The sequence below is a fragment of the Paenibacillus sp. JJ-100 genome (assembly GCF_948329825.1).
Taxonomy (GTDB): Bacteria; Bacillota; Bacilli; order Paenibacillales; family Paenibacillaceae; genus Paenibacillus.
The window spans coordinates 538139-563384 of the sequence record NZ_CAOJCM010000003.1 but is presented as its reverse complement, the minus strand read 5'-3'; the positions used below and the strand labels follow the sequence as shown (position 1 = coordinate 563384).

Genomic DNA, 25246 nt, shown 5'->3' with positions numbered 1-25246 from the left:
CATCCACCTTTACGCTCTCATATTATTGGCAAGACCCGCCATGGAATCACTGGATGTCAGCGCCCGTGCTGCCAGCTGGTATGTCCGCTGACCTTGCATGAGGAGCGCCATTTCCTGCGTCAGATCCACATTAGACTCTTCAAGAAAACCTGTACGAATGGATGCCTCAGGCGCACGCGTTGCCGCGTTAGCCCCGAATACATCGTTCTCAGTTAACCCGGCTTTCAGACCGAACAGATTATCAGAGAGCTGCATAAGCCCTTCAGGACGCTCAATATCAACCATCTGTAGCTGTCCTGTAATGACTGCGTCTGCTGCATTCCCTTGACGCATGAGCAAGTTCCCTTTTTCATCAAAAGCAACTGTACTATTTCTTGGTGCTGTAACTAACTCCCCACGACGATCCAAAGCAAAATGACCATCGCCATTGACCAATACCATTAGATCTGGATCATTAGGATTCGCTTTTGGACGCATATCGGGCACAAAATGAAATGACCCTTGACGAGTCCATACTTTTTGTCCATTCGCCTCAACTGCAAACAATGCATTACCTTCAATAGCCAGATCTGTCGGATTCCCTGTCTCTTTCATACTTCCTTGGGACATATCTCTGGTAAGATTAACGAGACGTGCTCCAAACCCCAAATTGTATCCCATTGGAGTTGAACGTCCGTCCAGCTTATACTTGTCATCCTGCTGCTGCACACGGGTCAGTACGTCCTCAAAGTTTGCCTGTTTACTCTTATAGCCTGCCGTATTCACGTTGGCAATATTATCGGAAATGACATCCAGTCGCTGCTGAATCGCAGTCATGGATACCTTAGCACTAATCATGGAATTGTTCATGCGGTGATTTAGCCTCCCTGCTTTGCTTCGAAAAAGAACATTCCGTTCTTCACTACGTGGTTAGATGATTACACTCGTGGGTTATACACGACCAACTTCGTTAACAGCTTTATCCAAACTCCGATCATAGAATTGAATGATCTTCTGGTTAGCTTCATATGCACGAAATGCAGCATTCATATCAATGGTGGCCTGAGAGGCATCCACATTGGATCCTTCCAGATAACCTTGATGAATCTGGACATTATCAGCAGCAGCCATCATACGAGCCGTTGCTCCCTCTTCTTCGCTCAGACTGAAATTACCGTCACCTTGACGAATAAGTTGATTCGGCTGATCAATGATACTGATTCCAAGGTTAACACCTGTTAGATCACCCGTAACCGCATTAATAAGTCGGCCTTGCTCATCCACTTTAAATTGCTCCACAGAACCTGTCAACACGATTGGCTGTCCATTATTATCCAGCACCTGAGAACCGGTTGAGCTGAGAAGTTGTCCCGTCCCATCCACTTTCAGATGACCATCGCGTGTGTAACGTGTATTACCTTCAGCGTCCCTAACCGTGAAATAAGCCTGCGGCTGGAATGTTGTCGTTCCATCTGCGCGGACCCATTTGCCTGAAGCATCAAACGGAATAGGCTGCCCTGTCTGCGGATCATTCACAATCAGATTAGAGGAGATCGCAAAATCACTATTCCGCTTCGTTTCCATAAGAGTCCCCTGAACATTCATAGATAAACTTTCCTCTGCGAATACACCAGAGTTAAGCCTGCCCAGTCGCTTCGTTGGAAGATTGGCATCCCCGCCTGTTAAAGTAATGAGCATTTCTGGGAATGAGCGTTTTACAGTGTTTACCTGCTTGTATCCCGTTGTGTTCATATTTACTATATTTTGTGTCGCTGTGTCATGACGGCGTTGCTCTGTAATCATTCCCGCAGCAGCTGTGTACAGACCTCTTAACATGGATGAACCCCTCTCCTCAAACGCTTGTCCCTGCATTGCAAGACCGCGATTTGTCCGTTCTGTTCACCTGTCTGATGAACCAGTTGCTCTATATATCGGCAGATTAGAACTTTTTCTTAACCACTTGATCCAAATTATTTAGCATAATACCTGTCCCTTTAACCACACAGTGCATCGGATCCTCTGCAACCCATACCGGTACATGTAATTCATTGGATAAAAGTTCGTCCAGTCCATTTAGCAATGCGCCACCACCCGTCAGAACAACCCCACGGTCGATGATATCCGCAGACAGCTCAGGCGGTGTGCGTTCCAATACTGATTTGGCTGCAGCGATAATGGATTGCACGGAATCCCATAGTGCTTCCTGTATTTCACTTGCTGACACCGTAACGGTCACAGGCAGACCAGTTACCATATCCCGACCGCGAATGTCCATCTCAGCCCGATGTGCAGCCGAATTGACGGTACCCACTGCAATTTTGATATCCTCCGCAGTCCGCTCCCCGATCATGAGTTTATATTTGGCTTTGATATACTTGGTAATGGCTTCATCAAACTTGTCCCCTGCAACTTTAATAGAAGAGGCGGTGACTACGTCGCCCATAGACAGGACTGCAACGTTAGTCGTTCCGCCGCCGATATCTACGACCATATTGCCGCTCGGCTGAAAAATATCCATACCTGCACCGATAGCTGCTGCTTTCGGCTCTTCTTCCAGAAACACTTCTTTGGCACCGCTGCGCTCCGCAGCTTCACGGATGGCCTTTTGTTCTACGGAAGTAATATTCGTTGGTGCACAAATCAGAATTCGCGGGTGGCTGTACCAACTTCTAGCCCCGACACGATTAATGAAATGTTTAAGCATCGCTTCCGTAATTTCAAAATCCGCAATAACACCATCGCGCAGCGGTCTGATGGCAACAATGTTGCCTGGCGTACGTCCTACCATACGACGAGCCTCTTCCCCGACAGCAAGGACCCGCTTCGTATCGCTTTCAATGGCCACGACGGAAGGTTCATTAAGCACCACTCCGCTTCCTTTCACGTGAATAAGCACGTTCGCCGTGCCAAGATCAATACCGATATCCTTGCTAAACATAAAAGAGCCCCCAAAGTGATATTATTTGGTCAGCGTATCCTGTGAAATAGTGTCTCTTATCACGTCACCGCTCGTTCGACAAAGTGCAACATATATATGTAAAAATCGGGCTGATAAGATGTCATAATTCGATCCTGTACCAGCTTTTAACATATCATACTTCAGGGGAGGGATTCAATCCATACTGTGAGCTTTTTGGCCTAGTTCTTGAAGAATTTGCTTATGATTTAGCGGAAGCCAGTACCTCATGTTTTTTCCCACTCGTTTTTTTGTACTTGATTTTGGTTGCTTCACCGCCCCGCAAATGGCGGATCGACTTATGATACTCCAAAATGTGTTTGACCTGGTCAGCAAGATCAGGGTTAATTTCCGGCAAACGCTCCGTTAGATCCTTATGCACAGTACTCTTTGACACGCCGAATTCTTTGGCAATGGTACGGACCGTATTTCTCGTTTCAACAATGCAGCGACCAATTTTAATGGTCCGTTCCTTGATGTAATCGTGCACGCTCCCGCCTCCCTACTGTGTGGATAGTTTGGTACATTATATGAGGAGCATGCCTATATATTCGCGGTTTAGAGGTGTGACAAGCTTCGGAGGTCCCAATATTTTCTGAAAAGCATAAAAAGAGCAGAGGTTATTCACCCCTGCCCATCATCGTATTGCGGTATAAATCATTTATTTTTCCGGAAGATATCCTTGCGGATTCACTGGTTGGCCATCTTCATAAACCTCAAAGTGAAGGTGGTTCCCTAAGTTCTTGCCAAGTTCGCTCACACCAGCAGATGCAATCGCATCTCCTTGCTTCACCTCATCGTCTTGTTTCACTTTGACGTCCGCAAGACTTTGGTATACAGTTTTCAGGTTATCGCTATGGGTAATTTCAACCACTTGACCTGTGAGCGGGTTTTGCTCAACACGTGTAACTTTTCCGCTGAGTGCTGCTCTGACCTCAAATGATTGGTTATCACCACGTGCCAGGTCCACACCTGTATTCGGAATGAATGTGTCATTGTACTGTACCATCGCTGCTTCGTGTTCTTCACTTGAAGCTTCGTTGTCATAGAATGGTTTCACGACCGAAATATCGGACGAAGAAGCTACTGGCCAAACGAAATCTTCCACTTTCGCAACCACTTCCACACTATCCTGTTCTCCATCTGTCATAGTTCCCTGAGTGCTCGCTGCACTACTTTCTACTGCTTCTTTAGCAGAGTCTGGGTTCAGCGCTTTATCGCCTGTTCCCTGGTAGACCCACACTAGAGTTAGTATAATACCTGCTGCTGCGATGTAGACTGCGGGGAAAACCCAGCGTTTGGACATTGCTTTTCTCCATGAAGAGGGCTGAGCTGCCGGTACTCCTGGCATTGTTTTAGGAGTTTCTTCTTGGACTGTTTTTTTGTTGTTTTGTTCATTCATCTTGATCACCTCAGTAACAAGTGTTACCGGGTGCAACTCTTTTATACACGTGCGACTCTAAATATTTTCACACTACTTTCAAAGAGTGCTATATATGGGGGAGAGTAGTTAATGTTTTGAAGCTAGCATCTTGGATGCCTGTCCGAAGGAGATTCCCGTATAATAGTGTTTCAAAATCTCGGTAGCCGTGTGCCCCTCCTGTGCCATACCATTCGCTCCCCACTGACTCATCCCGACTCCGTGACCATATCCATACGTTGTGATCTGTACTTCGTCCCCTTTTAAACTCCAGCTGAACTGGCTGGATCTGAGCCCGAGGCGTTTGCGCACTTCCGGTCCGCTGAATGTTTCGCCTGCGATCTGCATCTCCTTGATACGATGTCCCGCAGTGGTCGATAACACTTTCATCCAAGATCCCCCCGTACCAGTGCTCACCGGAATTGAATCCAGATTCATTTTTTGCAAAATGTCACTTCGCTTCATCGTAACCGTTTCTTTAAATCCCGGGGCGAGCTTCTTATCCCATGGACTATTTACACTTTTCAGATAGGGTACAGCGTTGCCCCATACATCCTCTGCATTTTCTGTATATCCATTACTAGTTGAGAAAAAGGATGCTGTAATGGCCCGACCTTCATAGGTCATAACAGTGTCTCGGCTTTCCTGGACTGCTTGCTGCAGTTTCCCCCACTCTTTTCCTTTGCCAAGTCGGCTCCAGTCCGCCTCCACTTTATATGGTGGAATGAACACTTGATGACTCACCGTATCTGTTACATCTGCTGTGCCGGAAGGTACACCACTCGTATCGTTAGCAGCAAGTCTTCTCACAATAAACGTACGTGCTGCTATCGCTTGGGCTTTGAGTGCTTCCAGTTCAAACTCTGCCGGCATCTCCGCAGCAACAACCCCTGTTACATACGTTTCAAGCGGTAGCTCGATTGTTGTCCCTGACGCAGACAAATAAACGCGCACTTTGGGTTCAGGATAGGTTAAAGGCACGGCTGGTACAGGCGCTGGATTCTGTAAACGACTGCTTGAACTTACACCTGTTGAAGCAGGAGTTGATTTGACTTGCTCACCTGCTCGCGGCCATACCAGAATGACTGGAATAGTGATCGCTAAAATGAGCAGAACGGAAACTGCTGCTGCAGGATGCCAACCTCCCCGAAGATGACCCCAGTGGTGACGACGTCCAAAGGCACGCATACGCCGACGCTTCACTTTTCGCAACTGATCAAACTCTATAACGGGAAAATGAATATTCCGTTCAGCAGCCTCTTCAAGATCTTTTGTTACATGATGCCTGTTCCTGATAGATATCTTTTCAACATTGCTCCCCTTTGACATATACAATGTGTTGATCGATGATGAGTTGCTTCTATGATTTGTTGGGGCGGGCTTGTCTTTCTCTGCTGCAACGTCTATGGAACTCTCCTCCGAATTCTGCACCCTGGGCCTTGGGACAAGAGGTACTTTGACCTGTACACGAGCTTCTTTCATCCGAGATAACCCTCCGTTGTTCATGACCGGGCCTTAACCGGTTCTTTTGTCAAATCCATAGTTTAAGATATGAGTTTACTTCATCTGATAGAACCAGATTTAAGAGAGACCTCGGCTATTAAATGATGCGACAGAATGCCTCTTTATTAAGTTGTCTGCCCGAAAACATTGAGCCTACGTATCTCAGGCAGTGGGATTGGTCGATCAGGTATGTAGCATAGTGTTGTGTACTGATAGAGAATCAGACATTATATTATCCAGATTAGGACCAGCTATTAATAGAATCAGGTATTACATATGGCGTTCGTCAATCTATCGTATTCATAGGAAGGCTTAAGTCTAATCAATAAGCGGATCATCGTTTAATTATTACGAGCCATAGAACCTTGACGTTCTCGTTTAAACTTGCGAAATCAATGATGTCATAAAACATGTAAAAACAACAAAAAAGCCAAACCCGAAGGCTTAGCTTTTTAAACATTCATCCTGCTGCATGTTCTCTCGTATCCGCAATCCACAGTTTTCAGTGATTTATACGGAGCAACACATCCGGGATTATATGTCCTTTACACCCAAGTTGGCTGTACTTTGAACATAGGAGCTTCTTCCTCAACCTTTTCACTAGGTGCTTTAACTGCATCCAGCTTAGGCTCATCAACGGAAATGCGATAGATATCTGCTCCAAGACCATTGAGCTTCTCTGCCAAATGTACATAACCACGGTCGATGTGATGCACACCGCCAACTTCTGTTGTACCTTCAGCGACCAAGCCAGCAATGATTAGAGCGGCTCCTGCGCGAAGATCTGTAGCCGTCACTTTGGCACCCTTCAGCTGTGCATTGCCCGTAATGATGGACGAACGTCCTTCAACTTTGATTTCTGCATTCATCAGTTGGAATTCATCAACATGCATGAAACGGTTCTCAAAAACCGTCTCCGTCACAACACTGGTTCCTTCCGATGCAAGCAACAAAGCCATCATCTGAGATTGCATATCTGTAGGGAATCCTGGGTATGGTAATGTTTTGACATCCACAGCTTTGAGTGGTCGATCCGCAATAACACGTACACCATTCTCATCAGGCTGAATAGTTACACCCATTTCTTCCAGCTTCGCAATAACGGAGCCCAAATGATCTGAAATTGCTCCTTCAATGTAGACGTCCCCGCCTGAGATTGCAGCCGCAGCCATATACGTACCCGCTTCAATCCGATCTGGAATCACGGTATGTTTGACACCTGAGAGCTTCTCTACACCCTCAATACGAATGACGCCTGTACCTGCACCGCGAACTTTTGCTCCCATTCCGTTCAGGAAGTTAGCCAAATCCACGATCTCAGGTTCTTTCGCTGCATTTTCCAACACGGTTACACCTTCAGCTAAAGTTGCAGCCATCATAATATTTTGAGTGGCACCTACGGAAGCCACATCCAGATAAATTTTTGCACCGCGTAATCGTCCTTCGCTGCGTGCTTCGATATAACCTTGACCCAAGTTAATCTTGGCTCCCATGGCTTCAAAACCTTTAAGGTGCTGGTCAATCGGTCTTGTACCGATAGCGCATCCACCAGGCAGTGAGATTCTCGTTTGACCCAGACGTGTCAACAAAGGCCCCATGACTAGAAAAGACGCCCGCATTTTACTAACCCATTCATACGGGGCTTCACAGGAAGTTAGATTCTCCGCATTTACGGTAATCACTTCGTCCCGGTATGTAACTCCCGCTCCCAGCGATTCCAACACTTTGTTAATCGTCATCACATCGTCTAGAGGAGGTGCGTCAATAATAACGCTTTGTCCTTCTTCCCCTAAGAGAGAGGCAGCGATGATCGGAAGAACAGAATTTTTAGCGCCGCTAACTTTGACACTTCCGGTCAATCTTTTGCCACCGCGGACGATAAATTTGCTCATCATGGTTCCCTCCGCGCTTTTATTCCCTTTTCCTCATTCCGGAATACGTAAGCCCCACTATGCTAGAAAGGACTGTTGCTGTGTGTGGAATTTCGACATATTCTGGCACGATATGCTCAGATGTCTGTTCAGAAAAGAATTGGTTTGTATAATTCAAATTGATGATACCATGTGTACTGTACGTCCTGCTTCATGGCTTGTAAAAAACATCATACATACCACCATAGCATCAGAACAGACCAATTGGGATGATTTTTAGCCGGTATTGACCGGGTATCCCCTTTATAACCTACAAAATAAGTGAAAAATTGTGAATTCCCTAACTTCCATCATAACACTGTTGAATTGTACGTTACAAGCATTTTTTTACACAAAACATTTTCAATTCGTTCAGTCAAAGTTCACATTTCTTTCTTACTTCTTCGGGCCGACAACTCATACTCTAATTGTTAACACAATTAATCGATGTTATTCGACAAGGAGTAGCATGAGGAACCTCAAAGATGATTAACCAACCATCTCGAAATCAAAACAAATTCCTCAACATTTGAGTCCAGGATAAATAATCAAGAACAAAGCCAGCCACCGCATGCCCTAAAATAATAGCAAGCAACAAATGAAGCAATCTTCCTTGAGCACCTCTAGGCTGTCTGATCACCAAATCTAACTTCAGATTCTGCAATGCCCACCACGATATGGCTATACATAAAAGCGAGACAACCATTGAGATCAGGCTATTAGCGCTTAATGCCTGATTTACCTGATTCGCCAGATCATTACCCATATCTTCTTACCTCCAACTCATTTGTTGCAGTGATCAGCATATCATATGCCTCATACTCATAACTTGTTAGTAAACTTGGATCACGCAAGATTGGCTTTCGGTCCTATTCTTACCTTCGAAGCAATGGTTGTCATTAAACGAGAGGCAACAGACCATCAATGCATTATAGTGATCAATAACTAGCACATCTACGTTTTTCTTTTGCCAACTCTAAGGAATATAGGCTGTTTCAGCATATCTTGTCAATTACATAGATTTCCACTTTGAAAATATTTTAATTTTTATTAGCTATGAGTTTGTGACTAAAACGACATCAAAGAGCGTAATAAAGATATCAACTCTGTCATTTCCTCGGAAATAATTCAAATTCCCCTTTATAAAATTGGTTCTATCAGAGTTATACGCCTATAATGCTTAGGTCCTATAACGTATTCATCTCATCATGTAAAGGTGCCTTCAATGAAATGAAATCTCATACTATATAAAGAGGTGACCCTCTAATGTTCCATTTCAGAGATTCATTTTATAAAATTTAATTATAACTATGATTTATTCTTGCGTTTACTGTGTCTTTCAATCCTTACAATAGAGATTCATTCACAAGCGCTTTTGGTTCTATGATGCATAACCCTATAAAAACGATTAAAAGAACCCGGCAGACTAAGCCACCGGGCTCCGTAAAACACTTTATTTGCCGTATACGTTAATCCGGTTAACCGCTTTTTGCAAAGCAATCTCTGCACGGCGGTGATCAAAGTGGTCCTGGTTGCTTTGGCTGGCAAGCCGGCGTTCCGCCCGCTCTTTGGCCGCGCGCGCACGATCCACATCAATGTTTTCCGGAAATTCGGCACTCTCTGCGAGTACAACAACCTTATCTTTGCGGACTTCGATAAAACCGCCGCCGATAGCGACCTGCTTGCTCTCTTTTCCGTTTTTGATAACGATCGGTGCAATCTGTAAAGGTGTAACCATCGGGATATGACCAGGGAGAATCCCCAGTTCCCCTTCAACACCACGAACACTGATACTATCCACTTGCTGTGAATAGACAAGACGCTCTGGTGTTACAATTTCCAACAAAAAGGTGCTCAATTCCATCCCTCCTGAAACTATCCGAAGGATAGCTCGCTTCATAAGGACAATCCTGGACTCAGATTATACCAGTGTTTTAGCTTTCTCCACTGCCTCTTCAATCGTACCCACGAAGAGGAATGCTGCTTCCGGCAGATCGTCATGCTTGCCTTCGAGAATCTCTTTAAAGCTGCGCACCGTTTCTTTAACCGGAACGTATTTACCCGGAATACCGTTAAATGCTTCAGCTACGTGGAAAGGCTGGGACAAGAAACGTTGAATTTTACGCGCACGATAAACGAGCGCTCTGTCTTCTTCGCTAAGTTCATCCATACCCAGGATCGCAATGATATCTTGAAGTTCGTTGTAACGAGCCAAGATACGTTTAACGCCTTGAGCTACAGTGTAGTGTTCCTCTCCTACAACTTCTGGAGCAAGAATACGTGAGCTGGATGCGAGCGGATCTACCGCTGGGTAGATACCCATCTCGGAGATTTTACGCTCCAAGTTCGTTGTTGCATCCAAGTGAGCAAACGTTGTTGCAGGAGCAGGGTCAGTATAGTCATCCGCAGGTACGTAGATCGCCTGGATGGATGTAACGGATCCTTTTTTCGTTGAAGTGATACGCTCTTGCAATTGACCCATTTCTGTTGCCAGCGTAGGCTGGTAACCTACCGCGGAAGGCATACGTCCAAGCAAGGCAGATACTTCTGAACCTGCTTGGGTGAAACGGAAGATATTATCGATAAAGAGCAACACGTCACGGCCTTCTTCATCACGGAAATATTCCGCCATGGTTAGACCTGTGAGGGCTACACGAAGACGTGCGCCTGGAGGCTCGTTCATTTGTCCGAAGACCATTGCTGTTTTGTTGATAACGCCGGAATCACTCATCTCGTGATACAAGTCGTTACCTTCACGTGTACGCTCACCAACACCGGCAAATACGGAGATACCGCCATGCTCTTGCGCGATGTTATTGATCAGTTCCTGAATGGTCACCGTTTTACCTACACCGGCACCACCGAACAGACCGATTTTACCACCTTTTGCGTAAGGAGCCAGCAAGTCGATAACTTTGATACCTGTTTCAAGCATTTCTGCTTGGGTAGTCAGTTCATCGAATGCAGGAGCAGAGCGGTGAATCGGATTTTTATGTTCAGCTGCTACTGTACCGCCAGTATCAATTGCCTCGCCGAGTACGTTAAATACACGACCCAATGTCGCTTCACCAACAGGTACAGAGATTGGAGCTCCAGTATCTACTGCTTCCATACCACGTACGAGACCGTCCGTGGAGGACATCGCGATACAACGTACCCGGTTGTCACCCAGATGTTTCGAAGCTTCGAGTGTAAGATTTACACTAACGCCGCTTTCGGTTGCTGTAGTGATCGTAATGGCATTGAGGATTTCCGGCAGACCGCCGCGTTCAAACTCGACGTCAACAACCGGACCCATGATGCTCACAACGCGTCCTTTGTTCATCTTAACGTTCCCCTCCTACAAGCCTGCTACTTTGGCAAAAATAAAATTCCGTTCGTTCATTTTTGCAGTGCAAGCCTTCATTAAATAAAAAACGGTTAGCTTTGTGCTGCGTTGGCACCTGCTACAATTTCTGTAATCTCCTGCGTAATCGCTGCTTGACGGGCACGGTTATAAGTCAATGACAGATCGTTAATGAGTTTAGATGCATTTTTGGTTGCATTGCCCATTGCCGTCATTTTTGCACCCAGCTCACTCGCTTTACCGTTCAGCAATGCGCCGTAGATTAATGTTTCCGCATAACGCGGAAGCAAAACTTCCAGCACAGCTTCAGCTGACGGTTCATACTCGTAGCTAGCAGTTGGTCCTTCCGCAGCAGATAACTCCGGTGTTTCCATAGGAAGAAGTTTTTCTACCGTTGGAATCTGGGTCAACGCATTTACAAAGCGGTTATAACAGATGTACAATTCATCAAATTCAGCCATTTCAAATCCACGAACCGCTTCGTGAGCGATAGATTTGATATCTGCGAATGTAGGTGAATCCGACAGATCAGTTATCGTTGAAGCCATAGCAATTTCACGCCGTCTGAAATAGTCGCGTCCTTTACGTCCGATAACGAACAGTTCATAGTCGTCTTGAGAGTTGTGACGCTCTTTTAGTGTCATATTCACTTGACGCAAAATGTTCGCATTGTATCCACCCGCAAGACCACGATCTGACGTAATGATCAGATATGCTGTCTTTTTCACCGGACGGCTGTCCAGCATAGGGTGCTGAATACCCTGCGTGCTTGATGCAATGCTTGCCACAACTTCTTTCAGCTTCTCTGAATAAGGACGGGCAGCCTCTGCTTTTTCCTGCGCTTTACGCAGTTTTGCAGCAGCAACCATCTCCATTGCTTTGGTGATCTGCTTTGTGCTCTGTACGCTTTTAATTTGCCGCTTAATTTCGCGCATGCCTTTTGCCATGATTTCACCACCTTAAAGTTTTGACAGGGTCAAAACTACTTCGTAAGCATATTCCTACTTTGGCGTAGCCAAAGTTACTTCGTAAGCACCCACTCCGGTTTTGACAAAGTCAAAACTATTTCGTAAGCCTTAACTTAAAAGTTACACATGCAGACATGCGGAATCGGTTAAACAACTCCGCAGCTGCATTCATCTATTTAGACAGAGACAGCGAAGCTCTTTCTGAACTTCTCGATTGCATCTTTGAGTGCATTTTCATTGTCTGCTGTCAATTCTTTAGTATCACGGATGGATCCGAGGATTTCCTCATGATTGCTCTCCATGAACGCAAGGAACTCACGCTCAAAACGAGTTACATCACCTGTTGGAATTTCATCCAAGTACCCTTTAACTGCAGTGTACAAGCTGACAACCTGTTGTTCTACAGGCAGTGGCTGGTTTACACCTTGCTTCAGGATTTCCATCATACGAGCACCACGGTTCAAGCGGGCCTGAGTGGATTTATCCAAATCGGAACCGAATTGAGAGAAGGCCTGCAACTCACGATATTGAGCGAGGTCGAGACGCAGGGAACCTGCAACCTTTTTCATCGCTTTGATCTGTGCAGAACCACCGACACGAGATACCGAGATACCTACGTTGATCGCTGGGCGTTGTCCGGCGTTAAAGAGGTCGGACTCCAAGAAGATTTGACCGTCTGTAATAGAGATTACGTTGGTCGGAATGTATGCAGATACGTCAGAAGCCTGTGTTTCAATGAATGGCAGAGCGGTTAAAGAACCACCACCAAGTTCATCATTCAACTTCGCAGCACGCTCTAGCAAACGGGAGTGCAAGTAGAATACGTCACCCGGATAAGCTTCACGACCCGGAGGACGACGAAGCAGCAAGGACAACTCACGGTATGCAGCTGCTTGTTTCGTTAAGTCATCATATACTACCAGCACGTGCTCGCCTTTGTACATGAAGTACTCACCCATAGAGCAACCGGAATACGGAGCAATGTACAACAATGGTGACGGATCGGAAGCCGATGCTGTTACAACGATTGTATATTCCATTGCACCTCTGCGGCGCAACGTTTCTACAACCTGAGCAACAGTGGACTGTTTCTGACCAATAGCCACATAGATACATTTCATGCCGCTGCCTTTTTGGTTCAGGATCGCATCAATTGCAATCGATGTCTTACCTGTTTGACGGTCACCGATGATCAACTCACGTTGTCCGCGACCGATTGGAACCATCGCATCAATCGCTTTGATCCCTGTTTGCATTGGCTCATGAACCGATTTACGATCCATAACGCCTGGTGCTCTACCTTCAACCGGACGGAATTCCGTTGTAGCGATTGGCCCTTTGCCATCGACTGGAATACCGAGCGGGTTCACAACGCGTCCAATCAATGCTTCGCCAACAGGCACTTGCATGATCTGACCTGTACGTTTTACTTGGTCGCCTTCACGGATATCCGAGTAAGGCCCCAGGATAACGACACCCACGTTGCTTTCTTCCACGTTCATGGCGAGGCCCATTACACCGCTTGGGAACTCAACCAACTCGTTGGACATGACATTCTCGAGTCCGTATACACGGGCGATCCCGTCACCAACCTCAATAACTGTACCAACTTCGACTACATCGATATCAGTCTTATATTGTTCAATCTGACTCTTAATTAACGTACTGATTTCTTCTGGTTTGATACTCAAGTGTCCTCACCCCAATCTACTGTACTCGTCTGTTAAAAGACTGCTCAAGACGTTCGAGCTTGCCAGCCAAGCTGCCGTCATAGATCGTATCGCCAATGGCGACTTTCAATCCGCCCAGCAGTGCAGGATCAACAATGTTCTCGATACGAATCTTTTTATTCACACGGCCACCGAATTCACGGGATACCGCTTCTTTCTCTTCTTCACTTAATGCATACGTCGAGTATACGCGAGCATCTGCGATTCCAAGGGAATCCCCTTCGATTTTCACATAATCACTCAACAAGTCATGCAACAATTCCACGCGGCCACGCTCAATCAGAAGCAAAACCGTGCGAAGAACAGGTTCGGACACTTTGCCCTCAAGGCTTGCATGAAGCACATTCCGTTTGGCTTCATCAGAGATGTTCGGAGAAACAATAAATTTGATAATCTCTTGATCTCCAGTCAATCCGCTGACAACAGCACGTAGTTCCTGTTCAACTTCGAGCACTTGCTGCTGCTGAAGAGCAACTTCGAACAATGCTTTTGCATAACGCTTGGCAACAATCGTATCGCGGCTCATTGTCGGCCTCCTACCTCATTGAGGTATTGGTTCACAAGTTCCTCTTGTGCTGGACCGTTCTCAACTTCTTTTTTGATCAATCTGGAAGCAATCTGAACGGAAGCAGTACCCAGTTCGTTGCGAAGAGCAGCAACCGCTTTGTTCTTCTCACTTTCGATTTCACGTACTGCGTCGTCTTTGAGACGAGTTGCTTCAGCCTTGGCATCAGCCAGAATGGATTCAGCCTGCTTGCCACCCGTTTGTCTGGACTGCTCGATAATGTCGTGAGCTTCTTTGCGCGCTTGTTCCAGAGCCTGTTTTTGCTCCTCCACATAAGCAATCGCCTGTTCCCGAGTCTGAGCAGCCTCATTCATCTGACTCATCACGAGTTCACGACGCTTTTCCATAATGGAGAACAATGGACCGAAAGCGTAGCGGCTAAGCAGCCAATATAAAATTGCAAATGCGATAATCGCAAGTAGCGTATTTTCCCATAAGAAACTCAATCTGTTCACTCCTTCCTGGAGGTATCCTATAAAAACGTTATCCCTTACAGGACAAGTTCCTAGCTAAAAAGAAGGCGCGGAGGGCTCCAGCCTTCCCCGCCGTACTGTGTTGTGTCTTAAGCAGCACCGTAGAACATGAACGCGAGTACCACACCGATAATCGGCAATACCTCGATCAAACCTACCCCAATAAACATTGTTGTTTGCAGTGTGGATTTCGCTTCTGGTTGACGCGCGATTCCTTCCACTGTTTTGCTGATTACCATACCGTTACCAATACCTGCGCCGAAAGCGCCCAATCCTGCAACAATTGCTGCTGCGATTAATGCCATTGCTCCCATTTGTATATCCTCCTTAAAATTATAAATCAATTTTATGTTCAGCCTGATGGAGAAATCCCCGCAGGTCTAAAACTTAATGTTCTTCGTGTGTTTCGACAGTCTGTGAGATGTACACCATCATCAAAATGACGAACACGAAAGCTTGAATCCCACCGATAAAGATACTAAAGCCTTGCCACACTGCAAGCAGTGGTATTGCGAAAATAGCACCCAGCACTTTAAAGCTGGTCAGTTTGAGGATTGTTGCAATCAGCACCTCACCCGCAAAAATATTCGCAAACAAACGCATGCCGTGCGTGAGCAGTTTAGACGCGGTCTCGATCAGGTTAATCGGAAGGAACAACGCGTATGGCTGCACATAGTGCTTCAAGTAACCTCTAGTGTTCTTGAACAGTCCAAGTCCGTGTGCTACAAGGAAGGCAATGAGAGCCAGTCCCATCGTTACGGACAAGTCAGCTGTAGGTGATTTAAACCAAGCCAACTCGATGTGCGGATGTGCTTCCGGATCCTTAGCGTGAGCTTCTTCATAAGCCTCAACCGCTGTAACAATCGGTTTTCCGAAAACGGTTGCTTCATTGATATCCTTAACATCAGTAACTGCCTGGAACGGAAGTCCAAGCATATTTCCTACGAAGATGAACAAAATCATCGTAAGCGCGAGAGAAATAAAGTGTTTGCCTTTCTTCATATCCATTGTACTGGATATCAGATTACGAACGAACTCAACGGCCCACTCCATAAAGTTTTGCAGCTTTCCCGGATTATCCACTGACAGGTTCCGTGTAGCGATGATGGCAAAAATGAAGACAATGGCGCTGGTTATAATCAACATCAACAGTACGGACAAGTCCAGATGGAATCCACCAAGCATAATCACTGGAGCTTCATGCATAATTTTTTCTCACCCCTTTCTCTACCTGAAAGCTGCCACACTCAACATCATTCTTCTTTGCGGGACATGATGATCCCTATAATCAATAAGGAAAATTGCGCAATGGCCAGACCGCCTGCAACCGCATATGTATTGAAATACTGCGGAAAGCGCATCGATACGTAGATACCGAGCACAGCGAGTGCCGCTCTTGTCAAAAATCCCAGGTTAACACGCTTCAGATTCCCTTCTGCCGCATCATCGGACATCTTCCTTACTTTGTAGCCTAGGTAATATGCGTTAATCAAACTGATAATCACACCCAGAGCCAGTCCCAAAGCAATCGTCTCTAAACGAGGTGCAAACGCAGCCGTTAGAAAACATATCATGAGTACATACATGACGGAAACGGTCATCCATCTGCGATATCTGGCTAGTTCACTCATCATTTTCCCCCATGAATTTTTTAGCAATAAAGTAAATGCTTACCCCACCTGCCGCAATAAAAAAGAGAACGCTTACGGCGATCCATATTCCGTTGCCTCCAATGGTTTGATCCAACCACGAGCCAGCGTAATATCCGGCAACAGCGAGCAAGGCAATCTCGATCCCAAAAGCTGTCACGAGCCCCATTGCTTTCCATAACTTATCATCATGGTTACGGGATGAATTTGGTTTGTTCGAATCGGCCATTTTCCTCGCCACCCTTGCAATCCCAGTTAATTTTACTGAATGATGAGAGCCTTTGTCAATTGATTGATTCCAGCTAATTCAAAGGGTATTACGACGGGTTTACTGCTAAATAAAGCCCATAAACCCGCGTAAACCGTACAGTTTAACTGTATGCTATCCCCTCAGTAAATCCGTCAAAAAATGTGAATTATTTTTTGAACTTTCTGTGAAATGCTTCCGGACGTTCGCTATTTACGCCGAAATGGTGCAAAATCGCATTGACAATTCTTTCTGATGCATGTCCATCACCGTATGGATTAGCAGCCTGACTCATACTTGCATACAGTGTTTCATCGGTAAGCAGCGCTCTCGTCCGTTCATAAACACGTTCCTCTTCCGTCCCTACCAACTCAAGCGTACCAGCTTCAATGCCTTCCGGACGTTCTGTTGTATCGCGCAATACAAGGACAGGCACGCCAAATGAAGGAGCTTCTTCCTGCAAACCGCCCGAATCAGTCAGAATCAAGTGAGTGTGCGGGTAAAAGTTATGCAAATCCACTACGTCTAGCGGATCAATTAACTGAATACGGGGATGGTTCCCCAAAATCGCGTGAGCCGGCTCTTTCACTGCAGGACTAGGGTGCACCGGGTACACGATGGCAATATCTTCGAATTCGTCAGCGATTCGTTTGACGGCCTGGAAAATGTTGCGGTGAGGCTCGCCTTGCGATTCGCGGCGATGTGCCGTCATCAGCACCAGACGTTTGCCTTGTGCCCAATCTAGCACCGGGTGCCTGTAATCCTCCCGTACTGTATATTGAAACACATCTGTTACCGTGTTGCCTGTGACATAGGTACTAGACTCCGGTTTATTTTCCTTGGCAAGGTTGGAGGAAGACCACTCCGTCGGTGCAAAATGCAAATCAGCCAGTACGCCAGTCAATTGGCGGTTCATCTCTTCCGGATACGGTGAAAGCTTGTTCCACGTACGCAGACCCGCTTCCACATGCCCCACTTGAATTTGCTGCAAGAATGCGGCATAGCTGGCTACAAATGTAGTCAAAGTATCTCCATGGACGAGTACAATATCCGGCTTAGCTTCGCGTAAAACCGGCTCCAGACCGCCGAGAACACGAATGGTAATCTCGTTTAATGTCTGACGATCCTTCATCACATCCAGATCATAGTCAGGATGGATGTCGAAAACTTCAAGAACTTGATCCAGCATCTGACGATGCTGCGCAGTTACGCAAACAATTGACTCAATTGACTCGGGATGTTTCTGCAATTCGAGAATAAGCGGCGCCATTTTGATGGCTTCCGGACGTACTCCGAATATGGTCATCACCTTAATTTTGTTAGACATTCAAGCCAAGCCCCTTTTCTAATACGCATCAAAGTATGCTTTATTTCGTTCCGTACAGACGGTCTCCTGCATCGCCAAGTCCTGGCACGATATATCCATGATCGTCCAAACGATCGTCTAATGCAGCCACATAGATATCCACATCCGGATGAGCCTCCTGTACCGCTTTAACACCTTCGGGTGCAGCAACAAGGTTCATCATTTTGATCTGGTTACAACCGCGTTTTTTGAGCACGTCAATAGCTGCGATCGCCGATCCACCTGTTGCGAGCATCGGATCAATCACAATCAGCTGTCGTTCAGTCACGTCTGTAGGCAACTTGGTATAGTACTCAACCGGTAGCATTGTTTCCGGGTCACGGAACAAACCAACGTGTCCTACTTTTGCCGCTGGCAGAAGTTTAACAACGCCATCCAGCATACCGAGTCCTGCACGTAGAATCGGCACCAGTCCGAGCATACGGCCAGAAATCACTTTACCTTGTGTCGCTGCGACAGGAGTCTGTACATCGATTGACTCCAGTTCAACATCTCTTGTAATCTCGTAAGCCATCAATGTAGCTACTTCATCTACCAATTCACGAAAATCCTTCGTATTTGTACGCACATCGCGTATAAACGTCAGTTTGTGTTGAATCAGGGGGTGATCACATATTACTAATTTTCCCATTAATTTGTCCCTCCGGTAAGTTCTTCATGAGTTAAGCATTTCCAAATATACCTAGCCATCATTCACAGGCTCGATAAATCCTGTATATTATATCATCACCCACACTGAATTACACCATCAAAGGATACCTATTGATCAATGAATCGCAATTCCTACAAAAAACAGGACCGGAAAATAATTCTTCCGGTCCTGTTTGCTCGTGCTGTTGTGTGAGTTGAATGCTCAAAATACGCGTGAACACTAAAGGTACTCCACAAACCGAATGACCTTCCGATCGCTGTTATCCCCAGAATTCTCTGATCCATTAATTAAATGGTGGAATTCCGGTGATAAAGGCGAACGCTTCGCTTCTTCAGATCTTATCGGTTTGCTCCGTCTGCGTGTTCACAAAAAATGAACATCTCAAAATCAAACAGCACGAGCAATATTTTTAAGTAGTATTAGTATTTAAGGTCATTATACAGTGGGTATTGGTCAGTCAGAGCAGTTACTTCTGCACGTGCCTGATCAAGTGTTGCTGTATCCTTCGGATTTTTAAGTGTCTTGGCAATGATCTTACCGATCGATACCATTGCTTTCTCATCCATACCGCGAGATGTTGCCGCAGGTGTACCAATACGGATACCACTTGTGATAAATGGACTCGTTGGATCAAACGGAATTGCGTTTTTGTTCACAGTAATCCCGATGGAATCGAGCACATGCTCAGCTTCCTTACCCGTGATATTTACACTGCGTGTGTCGATCAGCATCAAGTGGTTGTCTGTACCACCAGATACGATGTTCAATCCTTCAGCGATCAATGTTTCAGCCAGCACTTGTGCGTTTTTCACAACGTTCTGAGCATACGTTTTGAATGAAGGTTGCAATGCTTCACCAAATGCTACAGCTTTCGAAGCGATCACGTTCATCAAAGGTCCACCTTGGGAACCAGGGAATACCGCTTTATCTATCGCAGCTGCCCAGGATTTGCGGCACAGGATCATACCGCCACGTGGTCCGCGCAGCGTTTTATGTGTAGTTGTCGTTACGAAGTGCGCATGTGGCACAGGGTTAGGATGCAATCCAGCAGCAACAAGCCCTGCGATATGGGCCATATCTACCATAAACAGCGCACCAACATCATTAGCGATGGAAGCGAGCTTTTCAAAATCAATGGTACGTGGGTATGCACTTGCACCTGCTACGATCAAACGAGGGCGGTGCTTAAATGCAGCTTTGCGAACTTCATCATAATCAATGAGGAATGTATCTTCTTGAACGCCATATGCAACGAAGTTATACAGCAAACCAGAAGCGTTAACCGGGCTACCATGCGTCAAGTGGCCACCGTGTGCCAGGTTCATTCCCAGTACCGTATCACCAGGTTTCAACGCTGCCAGGTAAACAGCCATATTCGCTTGTGCACCAGAGTGCGGCTGCACGTTAGCATGCTCTGCGCCAAACAGTTCTTTTGCACGATCACGTGCGATATCTTCAACGATATCTACATGCTCACAACCACCATAGTAACGTTTGCCCGGATAACCTTCAGCATACTTGTTCGTCAGAACGGAGCCCAGGGCTTCAATTACCGCTTCGCTTACGATGTTCTCGGATGCGATCAATTCGATGTTGTTCTGTTGACGCTTCAGTTCAAGATTCATTGCCTCCAGTACTGCAGGGTCTTGTTTGCGCAATTGTTCCATGATTAAATTCCTCCTAAATTATAATGAAGTTATAAAGCGAGCCTTCAGGTTACACTCCTGACTTCAATTGCATCACCATCTTACGATCACTGTTATCCCCAAATTTCTTTGAATCCCTTTGACAAAAGGGGAAATTCGGTGATAAACGTGAACGCTCCGCTTCTCCAGATCGGTGTTGCACTCTTCGTTTACGTGTAAACATCATTTCACTTTATACGTTAGTCACAAAAGGTCGAATCGGGTTGTTCCTCCATTCGATAGACCGCTCGCTCGCCGCCAATCAGCTTCGGCCGCGTAAGCGCTGCTGTAACACGAGCCTCACCAATGTAACGAAGCGATGTCCGGAAGGGAACTGCAACATGGCGAAGATGCATACCAATCATGGTCTCCCCGATATCCAGTCCCGCATGAGCCTGAATATGTTCAGCTAGACATGGATCGGACAATGAACGATAGGCTGTTGATGCCATAGAACCCCCCGCCTTCGGCACAGGTACAGCACCAACCTCTGTCAGTCCAAGCCGATCAAGCAATGCACGTTCCATCACAAGCGCTCGGTTCAGATGTTCACAGCACTGGAATACGGTATCGAAACCAAACTCTGCCTGTACCTCGCGAATACCTGCGAGTAACTGCTCTGCCACATCGACAGCACCACTTGTTCCGATACGCTGGCCTGCCACCTCGCTTGTACTCGTGCCAATAACCACAACGTGCCCAGAGCCAAGCTTACCGGCAACCGCCAGTTCGCGCAGGATCAATGCAGTCTGTTGCTGCAATCCGGTTTGTTCCGAATCCAACTCAATAGTCATCCTATCGCCTCCCGATAAAATCATGCCCTTGATCTCGTGATGGTCTACTCTACGCATACACTGCATGGCATTTCAGGTACTATTATAGCGAAACTTCAGATGAAAGACGAAAAAAAGAGCAGTCTGCGGGTATCGCAGAATTGCTCTTTTGCCCAGGCGACCGGCCGTTTGTTCCGGTGCTCCACTGTGGTTATGCCCACTTCGTCGCCAGTTACACCGGATCCCTGTTTTCCCCTCCATCATAAATCAACCCCACTTTAAAATCAACGGTTAATTTACATTCGATGTTCCGTTTCGACATTTTATCTCTACACAGCAGAATTATTCAAGCTTATCCAGTAGTTTGGACAATGCTGTTCGAATCTCTGCCGCGACAATATTGTAATCATCCCGGCTACCGCCAAACGGATCGGAGATGTCAAAGCTTGGGATACGCTGCCTAATCTCGATCACACGCTCCCGCTCAGACGCCAAGATTTCTTGTCCCAGTGCCCGTTTCATCTCAAGTGTAGCGAACAGGCTGTCCAATTCCTCCAAGTCTTGAAGCACTTGTGCATCATTCTCCGCATATTCTTTCAGTGTATATGTCTTCTGAATCGAATCTGGAAACACCTGCATCACATGCTGCTTATGACTCCGCGTTAACGTTAGAATGAGATCCGCCCATTCAATCAATTCTGCACTGAGCTCTGTCGAGTGGGACGGTCCTTGTGCACTATGATCTTTCAAAACTGCTTCAGCATGGTGTGATATCGGCATTCCCGACATTGCAGCCACACCTGCTGAACGGACATTCACCTGAATGCCACGTTCAGATGCAAGTTTTCGCAAAAGCCCCTCTGCCATGGGGCTGCGGCACGTATTGCCTGTACATACAAATAAAATATGTTTCAATGTGTCAGCCTCCCCATTCGATCATGATGTGATATGCCTAATCCTATCGTTCACACATATTATTTTAAAATATAAACAAAAGTCCAAAGGCAAGCAAGATTGCCCCGCCTACAGCCTCACCATAATCCCCCAGATTCTGGCTCACCCGGCGTCCGAGAAGCAGGCCCATGATCGACATCAGTCCACCACAGATACCAAAAGCCAGGATGGTCAGGACCAGATCGCTGCTAAACATGCCGAGTGATACGCCGACGGAGAAGGAATCTATACTGACACTGAGCGAAAATAAAATAATGCCCAGTATGGATCGATGATCCACCAGCTTCGTCTCCCCTTCACGGAACGCGTTCAGAATCATGTGGCCGCCCAGCAGTACGAGTAAACCACCTGCCGCATAATTCGTAATGTCACCCAGCAAGGAGCTGACATACTTGCCCGTGTACATCCCGGCAAGCGGCATAATCACATGAAATAACGCTGTGACCGTACTAATTTTCAACACATCTCGCAGCCGTATCCCCTTCATGCCAATGCCAATACCCAGCGAGAACGCATCCAGTCCGAGCGCAACCGCCATAATCAGAATGGTCACCAACTGCCCTACATGGGCAGATACATCCCACATCCTCATTCCCCCAAGTCGCATAAAGGTTCTTGTACAAGATATGCGGACAAGAACCTAAACATGACCGTTGCAGGGAAACAGGAGTTATGCGTGTCGATGAAGTACTGCGTTGAGAAAAAACAGATCAAGGCTCGCCAGGTGTATGGAACCTATAGCTTGTGAACACACGTTACGCTTGCTGTGGAAAGGGAGTCGGTGCTCCTGTTCCTGTGGTCAGGAGCGATGAGGGCGGTTCAACCAACGTGAATGAGTTGGTTGCCTGCCGCTTTGAGCAGCCGGTTCATGACGGCTGCTCCCAGCCCTTCGCGTGAGCAGGCTTCCGCCACAATATATGTGGCGCCCTGCTCATCGCAGCTGCGCAGCGCGGCGTACAGCCTGCGCGCAGCTTCTTGCAACTCGCTGGCGTCCCCCAGCGAGAATACGGCATCGGCGCGGTACTGCTCCGCGTGCTCGGCGAACGCCAGCACCGCGGTGCGCTCTCCGCGCTGCGCCGCCTCCGCCAGGGCGGCGCGGGTCCAGGCCGCCACCGCTGCGGGCGGCCCCTCCACCACGCACAGCGCCCCTGCGGGTGCGTAGTGCGTGTACTTCATGCCCGGCGAGCGCGGCGCCGGGCTAGAGCTGTCGCCCCCGGACCCTTCGGCGAGAAGCGCCGGGTCCGTGGCGACACGGTCGGCCACGGCGGACAGCTGTTCCGCCGTGATGCCGCCAGGGCGCAGGATGGTGACGGTACCGTCGTCACCGGCCTGCACCACTGTGGACTCGACGCCCACCCCGGTGGGGCCTCCGTCCACAATGCCGCCGATGCGGCCATCCAGATCCTCCCGCACATGTGCGGCGAGAGTCGGGCTAGGCCGCCCGGAGCGGTTCGCGCTCGGTGCAGCCACCGGGCATGCCGCCGCGGCGATGAGTGGCAGAGCCACCGGGTGATCCGGCATGCGCACGGCCACCGTATCCAAACCAGCGGTGACCCGCGGGGACACCGCCCCTGGCCTAACCGGCAGGACCAGCGTTAGCGGCCCTGGCCAGAAGGCCGTCATCAGCGCTTCGGCCGTTTCGTTCACCTCAGTGACCAGCTCATGCAGCTGGTCACGGTGCGCGATATGCACAATCAGCGGATTGTCGGAAGGCCGCCCTTTGGCGGCAAATACCGCCTCGACTGCTTCTGTGCTGCGCGCATCTGCGCCGAGGCCGTAGACCGTCTCGGTCGGGAAGGCAACCGTCTTCCCTTGACGAAGGCAGGCCGCGGCTGCCTGCAAGTCAGCAAGCGCCGTCTCGTGGTCGGCGCTCCCCTTTTTCACACCAGAAACCGAGAAAATCTCTTGCGCATCCGCGTCCTCATCCTGCTCATGTAACAGCGTTCTGACATCCCAATAAGCGGTATGCAGTTCCTGCTTGCCTTGCTCTGTTGCTGCACGGTCATGCTTGTCCCCTAACGGGGTATATGGTAACTCATTTTGATCTCTATTCATATTAATCATCATCCCTAAACTTCAAGTAGGTTCAAATTCAGTACATATAAGTATACCATATCTGTCACGTTTCAGGTTTGATTCAGCCACAATGCCAATCCCTGCATATCCTCCATCAAGCAATAAAGGGAAGTTCCTGCACATCTGCAACGAAAACTCCCCTTGTTCTGACCTATATGCTATTAATACCTAAATTTTAAATGTTATTAAACCCTTGTTATGCGAACAAATTTGTTACCCAATCCCATAATTTCACGACCACATCCCACAGGAAGAATCTCGCTTCTGGTGTCTCTCCCTGCACCGTCGCTTTCACCTCCACCTCACCCGCTGTTGTTGCAGAGGCGGTCTCTGGCTTCGCCAGTGCATCTCCTGTACTTGCATCAATGAAACACAGAGGCGGGAACAATACGCACCACCAGTTCTGCCCCTTGCCTTCGCCCAGCGTAATCCGCACCGCTTCATATTCACCCGCGGGATACACTGTACCCCCATACAGCTTGGTTGGAAAAGGAACCGTCCCCAGCTCCACCTGATAATCATAGCTCAATCCACGCTTACTTAATTCCTCGCCTACCCGATCTTCTATCTCAGACAGATGCTCCCGAATAACATGACGCGCCTGTTCCAGACTTTGCGGATTCTCCAGCGCTCCGACCCACTCGCCCATCTGTGCAACGACCGCATCCCGAATCTCTCGTTTCACAAGCTGATCTCCAGCCGCATCCGAATTTGCTAGAATCCGCAAACGAATCGATTGTTCCGGAATGACTGCTGCAGCAACCGCCGCATCGGTTTTCTGACCTTCCCACATCATTATAATCATCATAAGACAAGCGATAATAAGTCCAATTTGTTTTACAATTCGTCTGTTCATCCCGTTCTCCCCCTCGGCTCCGATATCCAGCATGCAACTCTCTCATGTCTATCAGTATGCCCAGCCAAGGAAGAAGTAAACCTAGCAAATTCACTAATCTATTTAAATTTTCGTAGAAACGATTCATCTGCTTGTTAA

At 47.4% G+C, this 25246-nt stretch carries 26 protein-coding genes and 1 riboswitch; all 26 genes read right to left on the bottom strand.

Annotated features, from left to right (window positions below):
* Positions 1-9: 9 nt before the first annotated feature.
* On the bottom strand, positions 10-849 hold the full coding sequence (locus PQG66_RS15545) for a flagellar hook-basal body protein (RefSeq protein WP_272038631.1): 840 nt from the start codon (positions 847-849) through the stop codon (positions 10-12).
* 81 nt (positions 850-930) lie between these two features.
* Positions 931-1815: a flagellar hook-basal body protein gene (locus PQG66_RS15540; RefSeq protein WP_272038630.1), complete on the bottom strand. Its 885-nt coding sequence runs from the start codon at positions 1813-1815 to the stop codon at positions 931-933.
* A 103-nt stretch (positions 1816-1918) separates the two neighbouring features.
* A complete protein-coding gene (locus PQG66_RS15535) occupies positions 1919-2917 on the bottom strand; it encodes a rod shape-determining protein (protein ID WP_272038629.1) in 999 nt (332 codons plus the stop codon).
* 220 nt (positions 2918-3137) lie between these two features.
* Positions 3138-3425 (bottom strand): sporulation transcriptional regulator SpoIIID, encoded by a 288-nt coding sequence (gene spoIIID, locus PQG66_RS15530; RefSeq protein ID WP_272038628.1) that lies wholly within the window; start codon positions 3423-3425, stop codon positions 3138-3140.
* 171 nt (positions 3426-3596) lie between these two features.
* Complete coding sequence (locus tag PQG66_RS15525) at positions 3597-4337, bottom strand: M23 family metallopeptidase (RefSeq protein WP_272038743.1); 741 nt, start codon at positions 4335-4337, stop codon at positions 3597-3599.
* A gap of 108 nt (positions 4338-4445) precedes the next feature.
* Entirely contained in the window at positions 4446-5837 is a 1392-nt protein-coding gene (spoIID, locus tag PQG66_RS15520; protein ID WP_272038627.1) for a stage II sporulation protein D, read from the bottom strand.
* A 566-nt stretch (positions 5838-6403) separates the two neighbouring features.
* Positions 6404-7750, bottom strand: coding sequence for a UDP-N-acetylglucosamine 1-carboxyvinyltransferase (murA, locus tag PQG66_RS15515; protein WP_272038742.1), 1347 nt, complete (start codon positions 7748-7750; stop codon positions 6404-6406).
* Positions 7751-8276: 526 nt separating this feature from the next.
* Positions 8277-8534 carry a DUF1146 family protein gene (locus PQG66_RS15510; protein ID WP_272038626.1) on the bottom strand — a complete coding sequence of 86 codons (258 nt, stop codon included), beginning with the start codon at positions 8532-8534 and terminating at the stop codon, positions 8277-8279.
* Positions 8535-9221: 687 nt separating this feature from the next.
* On the bottom strand, positions 9222-9626 hold the full coding sequence (locus PQG66_RS15505; RefSeq protein WP_272038625.1) for a F0F1 ATP synthase subunit epsilon: 405 nt from the start codon (positions 9624-9626) through the stop codon (positions 9222-9224).
* Between the two features lie 63 nt (positions 9627-9689).
* On the bottom strand, positions 9690-11093 hold the full coding sequence (atpD, locus tag PQG66_RS15500; protein WP_272038624.1) for a F0F1 ATP synthase subunit beta: 1404 nt from the start codon (positions 11091-11093) through the stop codon (positions 9690-9692).
* Between the two features lie 95 nt (positions 11094-11188).
* Positions 11189-12061 (bottom strand): ATP synthase F1 subunit gamma, encoded by an 873-nt coding sequence (gene atpG / locus PQG66_RS15495; RefSeq protein WP_272038623.1) that lies wholly within the window; start codon positions 12059-12061, stop codon positions 11189-11191.
* A 197-nt stretch (positions 12062-12258) separates the two neighbouring features.
* Positions 12259-13773, bottom strand: coding sequence for a F0F1 ATP synthase subunit alpha (atpA, locus tag PQG66_RS15490; protein ID WP_272038622.1), 1515 nt, complete (start codon positions 13771-13773; stop codon positions 12259-12261).
* Positions 13774-13789: 16 nt separating this feature from the next.
* Positions 13790-14338, bottom strand: coding sequence for a F0F1 ATP synthase subunit delta (locus tag PQG66_RS15485; protein ID WP_272038621.1), 549 nt, complete (start codon positions 14336-14338; stop codon positions 13790-13792).
* Positions 14335-14823, bottom strand: a complete 489-nt coding sequence (atpF, locus tag PQG66_RS15480; RefSeq protein WP_272038620.1) for a F0F1 ATP synthase subunit B — start codon at positions 14821-14823, stop codon at positions 14335-14337. The genes PQG66_RS15485 and atpF overlap by 4 nt, the downstream gene beginning before the upstream one ends.
* A gap of 116 nt (positions 14824-14939) precedes the next feature.
* Positions 14940-15164, bottom strand: a complete 225-nt coding sequence (gene atpE, locus PQG66_RS15475) for a F0F1 ATP synthase subunit C (RefSeq protein WP_090922866.1) — start codon at positions 15162-15164, stop codon at positions 14940-14942.
* 73 nt (positions 15165-15237) lie between these two features.
* Positions 15238-16056 (bottom strand): F0F1 ATP synthase subunit A, encoded by an 819-nt coding sequence (atpB, locus tag PQG66_RS15470; RefSeq protein WP_272038619.1) that lies wholly within the window; start codon positions 16054-16056, stop codon positions 15238-15240.
* Between the two features lie 47 nt (positions 16057-16103).
* Positions 16104-16484 (bottom strand): ATP synthase subunit I, encoded by a 381-nt coding sequence (locus tag PQG66_RS15465; RefSeq protein ID WP_272038618.1) that lies wholly within the window; start codon positions 16482-16484, stop codon positions 16104-16106.
* The gene (locus PQG66_RS15460) at positions 16474-16728 is read right to left on the bottom strand and encodes an AtpZ/AtpI family protein (RefSeq protein WP_272038617.1); all 255 of its coding nucleotides are present in this window, start codon (positions 16726-16728) and stop codon (positions 16474-16476) included. Before PQG66_RS15460 ends, PQG66_RS15465 begins: the two co-directional genes overlap by 11 nt.
* 187 nt (positions 16729-16915) lie before the next feature.
* Complete coding sequence (gene wecB / locus PQG66_RS15455) at positions 16916-18073, bottom strand: non-hydrolyzing UDP-N-acetylglucosamine 2-epimerase (protein WP_272038616.1); 1158 nt, start codon at positions 18071-18073, stop codon at positions 16916-16918.
* 40 nt (positions 18074-18113) lie between these two features.
* Complete coding sequence (upp, locus tag PQG66_RS15450) at positions 18114-18743, bottom strand: uracil phosphoribosyltransferase (protein ID WP_272038615.1); 630 nt, start codon at positions 18741-18743, stop codon at positions 18114-18116.
* A 440-nt stretch (positions 18744-19183) separates the two neighbouring features.
* A complete protein-coding gene (glyA, locus tag PQG66_RS15445) occupies positions 19184-20431 on the bottom strand; it encodes a serine hydroxymethyltransferase (protein WP_272038614.1) in 1248 nt (415 codons plus the stop codon).
* A gap of 218 nt (positions 20432-20649) precedes the next feature.
* The gene (locus tag PQG66_RS15440; RefSeq protein ID WP_272038613.1) at positions 20650-21243 is read right to left on the bottom strand and encodes a TIGR01440 family protein; all 594 of its coding nucleotides are present in this window, start codon (positions 21241-21243) and stop codon (positions 20650-20652) included.
* 143 nt (positions 21244-21386) lie between these two features.
* A riboswitch (ZMP/ZTP riboswitch) is annotated at positions 21387-21468 on the bottom strand.
* 96 nt (positions 21469-21564) lie between these two features.
* Positions 21565-22137 (bottom strand): low molecular weight protein arginine phosphatase, encoded by a 573-nt coding sequence (locus PQG66_RS15435; RefSeq protein ID WP_272038612.1) that lies wholly within the window; start codon positions 22135-22137, stop codon positions 21565-21567.
* A gap of 64 nt (positions 22138-22201) precedes the next feature.
* Positions 22202-22762, bottom strand: a complete 561-nt coding sequence (locus PQG66_RS15430) for a manganese efflux pump MntP (RefSeq protein ID WP_272038611.1) — start codon at positions 22760-22762, stop codon at positions 22202-22204.
* 233 nt (positions 22763-22995) lie between these two features.
* Positions 22996-24231 carry an L-threonylcarbamoyladenylate synthase gene (locus tag PQG66_RS15425; RefSeq protein WP_272038610.1) on the bottom strand — a complete coding sequence of 412 codons (1236 nt, stop codon included), beginning with the start codon at positions 24229-24231 and terminating at the stop codon, positions 22996-22998.
* Between the two features lie 217 nt (positions 24232-24448).
* Complete coding sequence (gene spoIIR, locus PQG66_RS15420; RefSeq protein WP_272038609.1) at positions 24449-25108, bottom strand: stage II sporulation protein R; 660 nt, start codon at positions 25106-25108, stop codon at positions 24449-24451.
* Positions 25109-25246: the final 138 nt, after the last annotated feature.

Excerpts from the sequence above, each read along its gene's own strand:
- PQG66_RS15545 (WP_272038631.1), bottom strand. The coding sequence starts at position 849 with ATGAACAATTCCATGATTAGTGCTAAGGTATCCATGACTGCGATTCAG.
- PQG66_RS15540 (WP_272038630.1), bottom strand. The coding sequence starts at position 1,815 with ATGTTAAGAGGTCTGTACACAGCTGCTGCGGGAATGATTACAGAGCAA.
- PQG66_RS15535 (WP_272038629.1), bottom strand. The coding sequence starts at position 2,917 with ATGTTTAGCAAGGATATCGGTATTGATCTTGGCACGGCGAACGTGCTT.
- PQG66_RS15525 (WP_272038743.1), bottom strand. The coding sequence starts at position 4,337 with ATGAATGAACAAAACAACAAAAAAACAGTCCAAGAAGAAACTCCTAAA.
- spoIID (WP_272038627.1), bottom strand. The coding sequence starts at position 5,837 with ATGAAAGAAGCTCGTGTACAGGTCAAAGTACCTCTTGTCCCAAGGCCC.
- murA (WP_272038742.1), bottom strand. The coding sequence starts at position 7,750 with ATGAGCAAATTTATCGTCCGCGGTGGCAAAAGATTGACCGGAAGTGTC.
- PQG66_RS15510 (WP_272038626.1), bottom strand. The coding sequence starts at position 8,534 with ATGGGTAATGATCTGGCGAATCAGGTAAATCAGGCATTAAGCGCTAAT.
- atpD (WP_272038624.1), bottom strand. The coding sequence starts at position 11,093 with ATGAACAAAGGACGCGTTGTGAGCATCATGGGTCCGGTTGTTGACGTC.
- atpG (WP_272038623.1), bottom strand. The coding sequence starts at position 12,061 with ATGGCAAAAGGCATGCGCGAAATTAAGCGGCAAATTAAAAGCGTACAG.
- PQG66_RS15485 (WP_272038621.1), bottom strand. The coding sequence starts at position 14,338 with ATGAGCCGCGATACGATTGTTGCCAAGCGTTATGCAAAAGCATTGTTC.
- atpE (WP_090922866.1), bottom strand. The coding sequence starts at position 15,164 with ATGGGAGCAATGGCATTAATCGCAGCAGCAATTGTTGCAGGATTGGGC.
- atpB (WP_272038619.1), bottom strand. The coding sequence starts at position 16,056 with ATGCATGAAGCTCCAGTGATTATGCTTGGTGGATTCCATCTGGACTTG.
- PQG66_RS15465 (WP_272038618.1), bottom strand. The coding sequence starts at position 16,484 with ATGATGAGTGAACTAGCCAGATATCGCAGATGGATGACCGTTTCCGTC.
- PQG66_RS15460 (WP_272038617.1), bottom strand. The coding sequence starts at position 16,728 with ATGGCCGATTCGAACAAACCAAATTCATCCCGTAACCATGATGATAAG.
- wecB (WP_272038616.1), bottom strand. The coding sequence starts at position 18,073 with ATGTCTAACAAAATTAAGGTGATGACCATATTCGGAGTACGTCCGGAA.
- upp (WP_272038615.1), bottom strand. The coding sequence starts at position 18,743 with ATGGGAAAATTAGTAATATGTGATCACCCCCTGATTCAACACAAACTG.
- glyA (WP_272038614.1), bottom strand. The coding sequence starts at position 20,431 with ATGGAACAATTGCGCAAACAAGACCCTGCAGTACTGGAGGCAATGAAT.
- PQG66_RS15440 (WP_272038613.1), bottom strand. The coding sequence starts at position 21,243 with ATGACTATTGAGTTGGATTCGGAACAAACCGGATTGCAGCAACAGACT.
- PQG66_RS15430 (WP_272038611.1), bottom strand. The coding sequence starts at position 22,762 with ATGTGGGATGTATCTGCCCATGTAGGGCAGTTGGTGACCATTCTGATT.
- PQG66_RS15425 (WP_272038610.1), bottom strand. The coding sequence starts at position 24,231 with ATGAATAGAGATCAAAATGAGTTACCATATACCCCGTTAGGGGACAAG.
- spoIIR (WP_272038609.1), bottom strand. The coding sequence starts at position 25,108 with ATGAACAGACGAATTGTAAAACAAATTGGACTTATTATCGCTTGTCTT.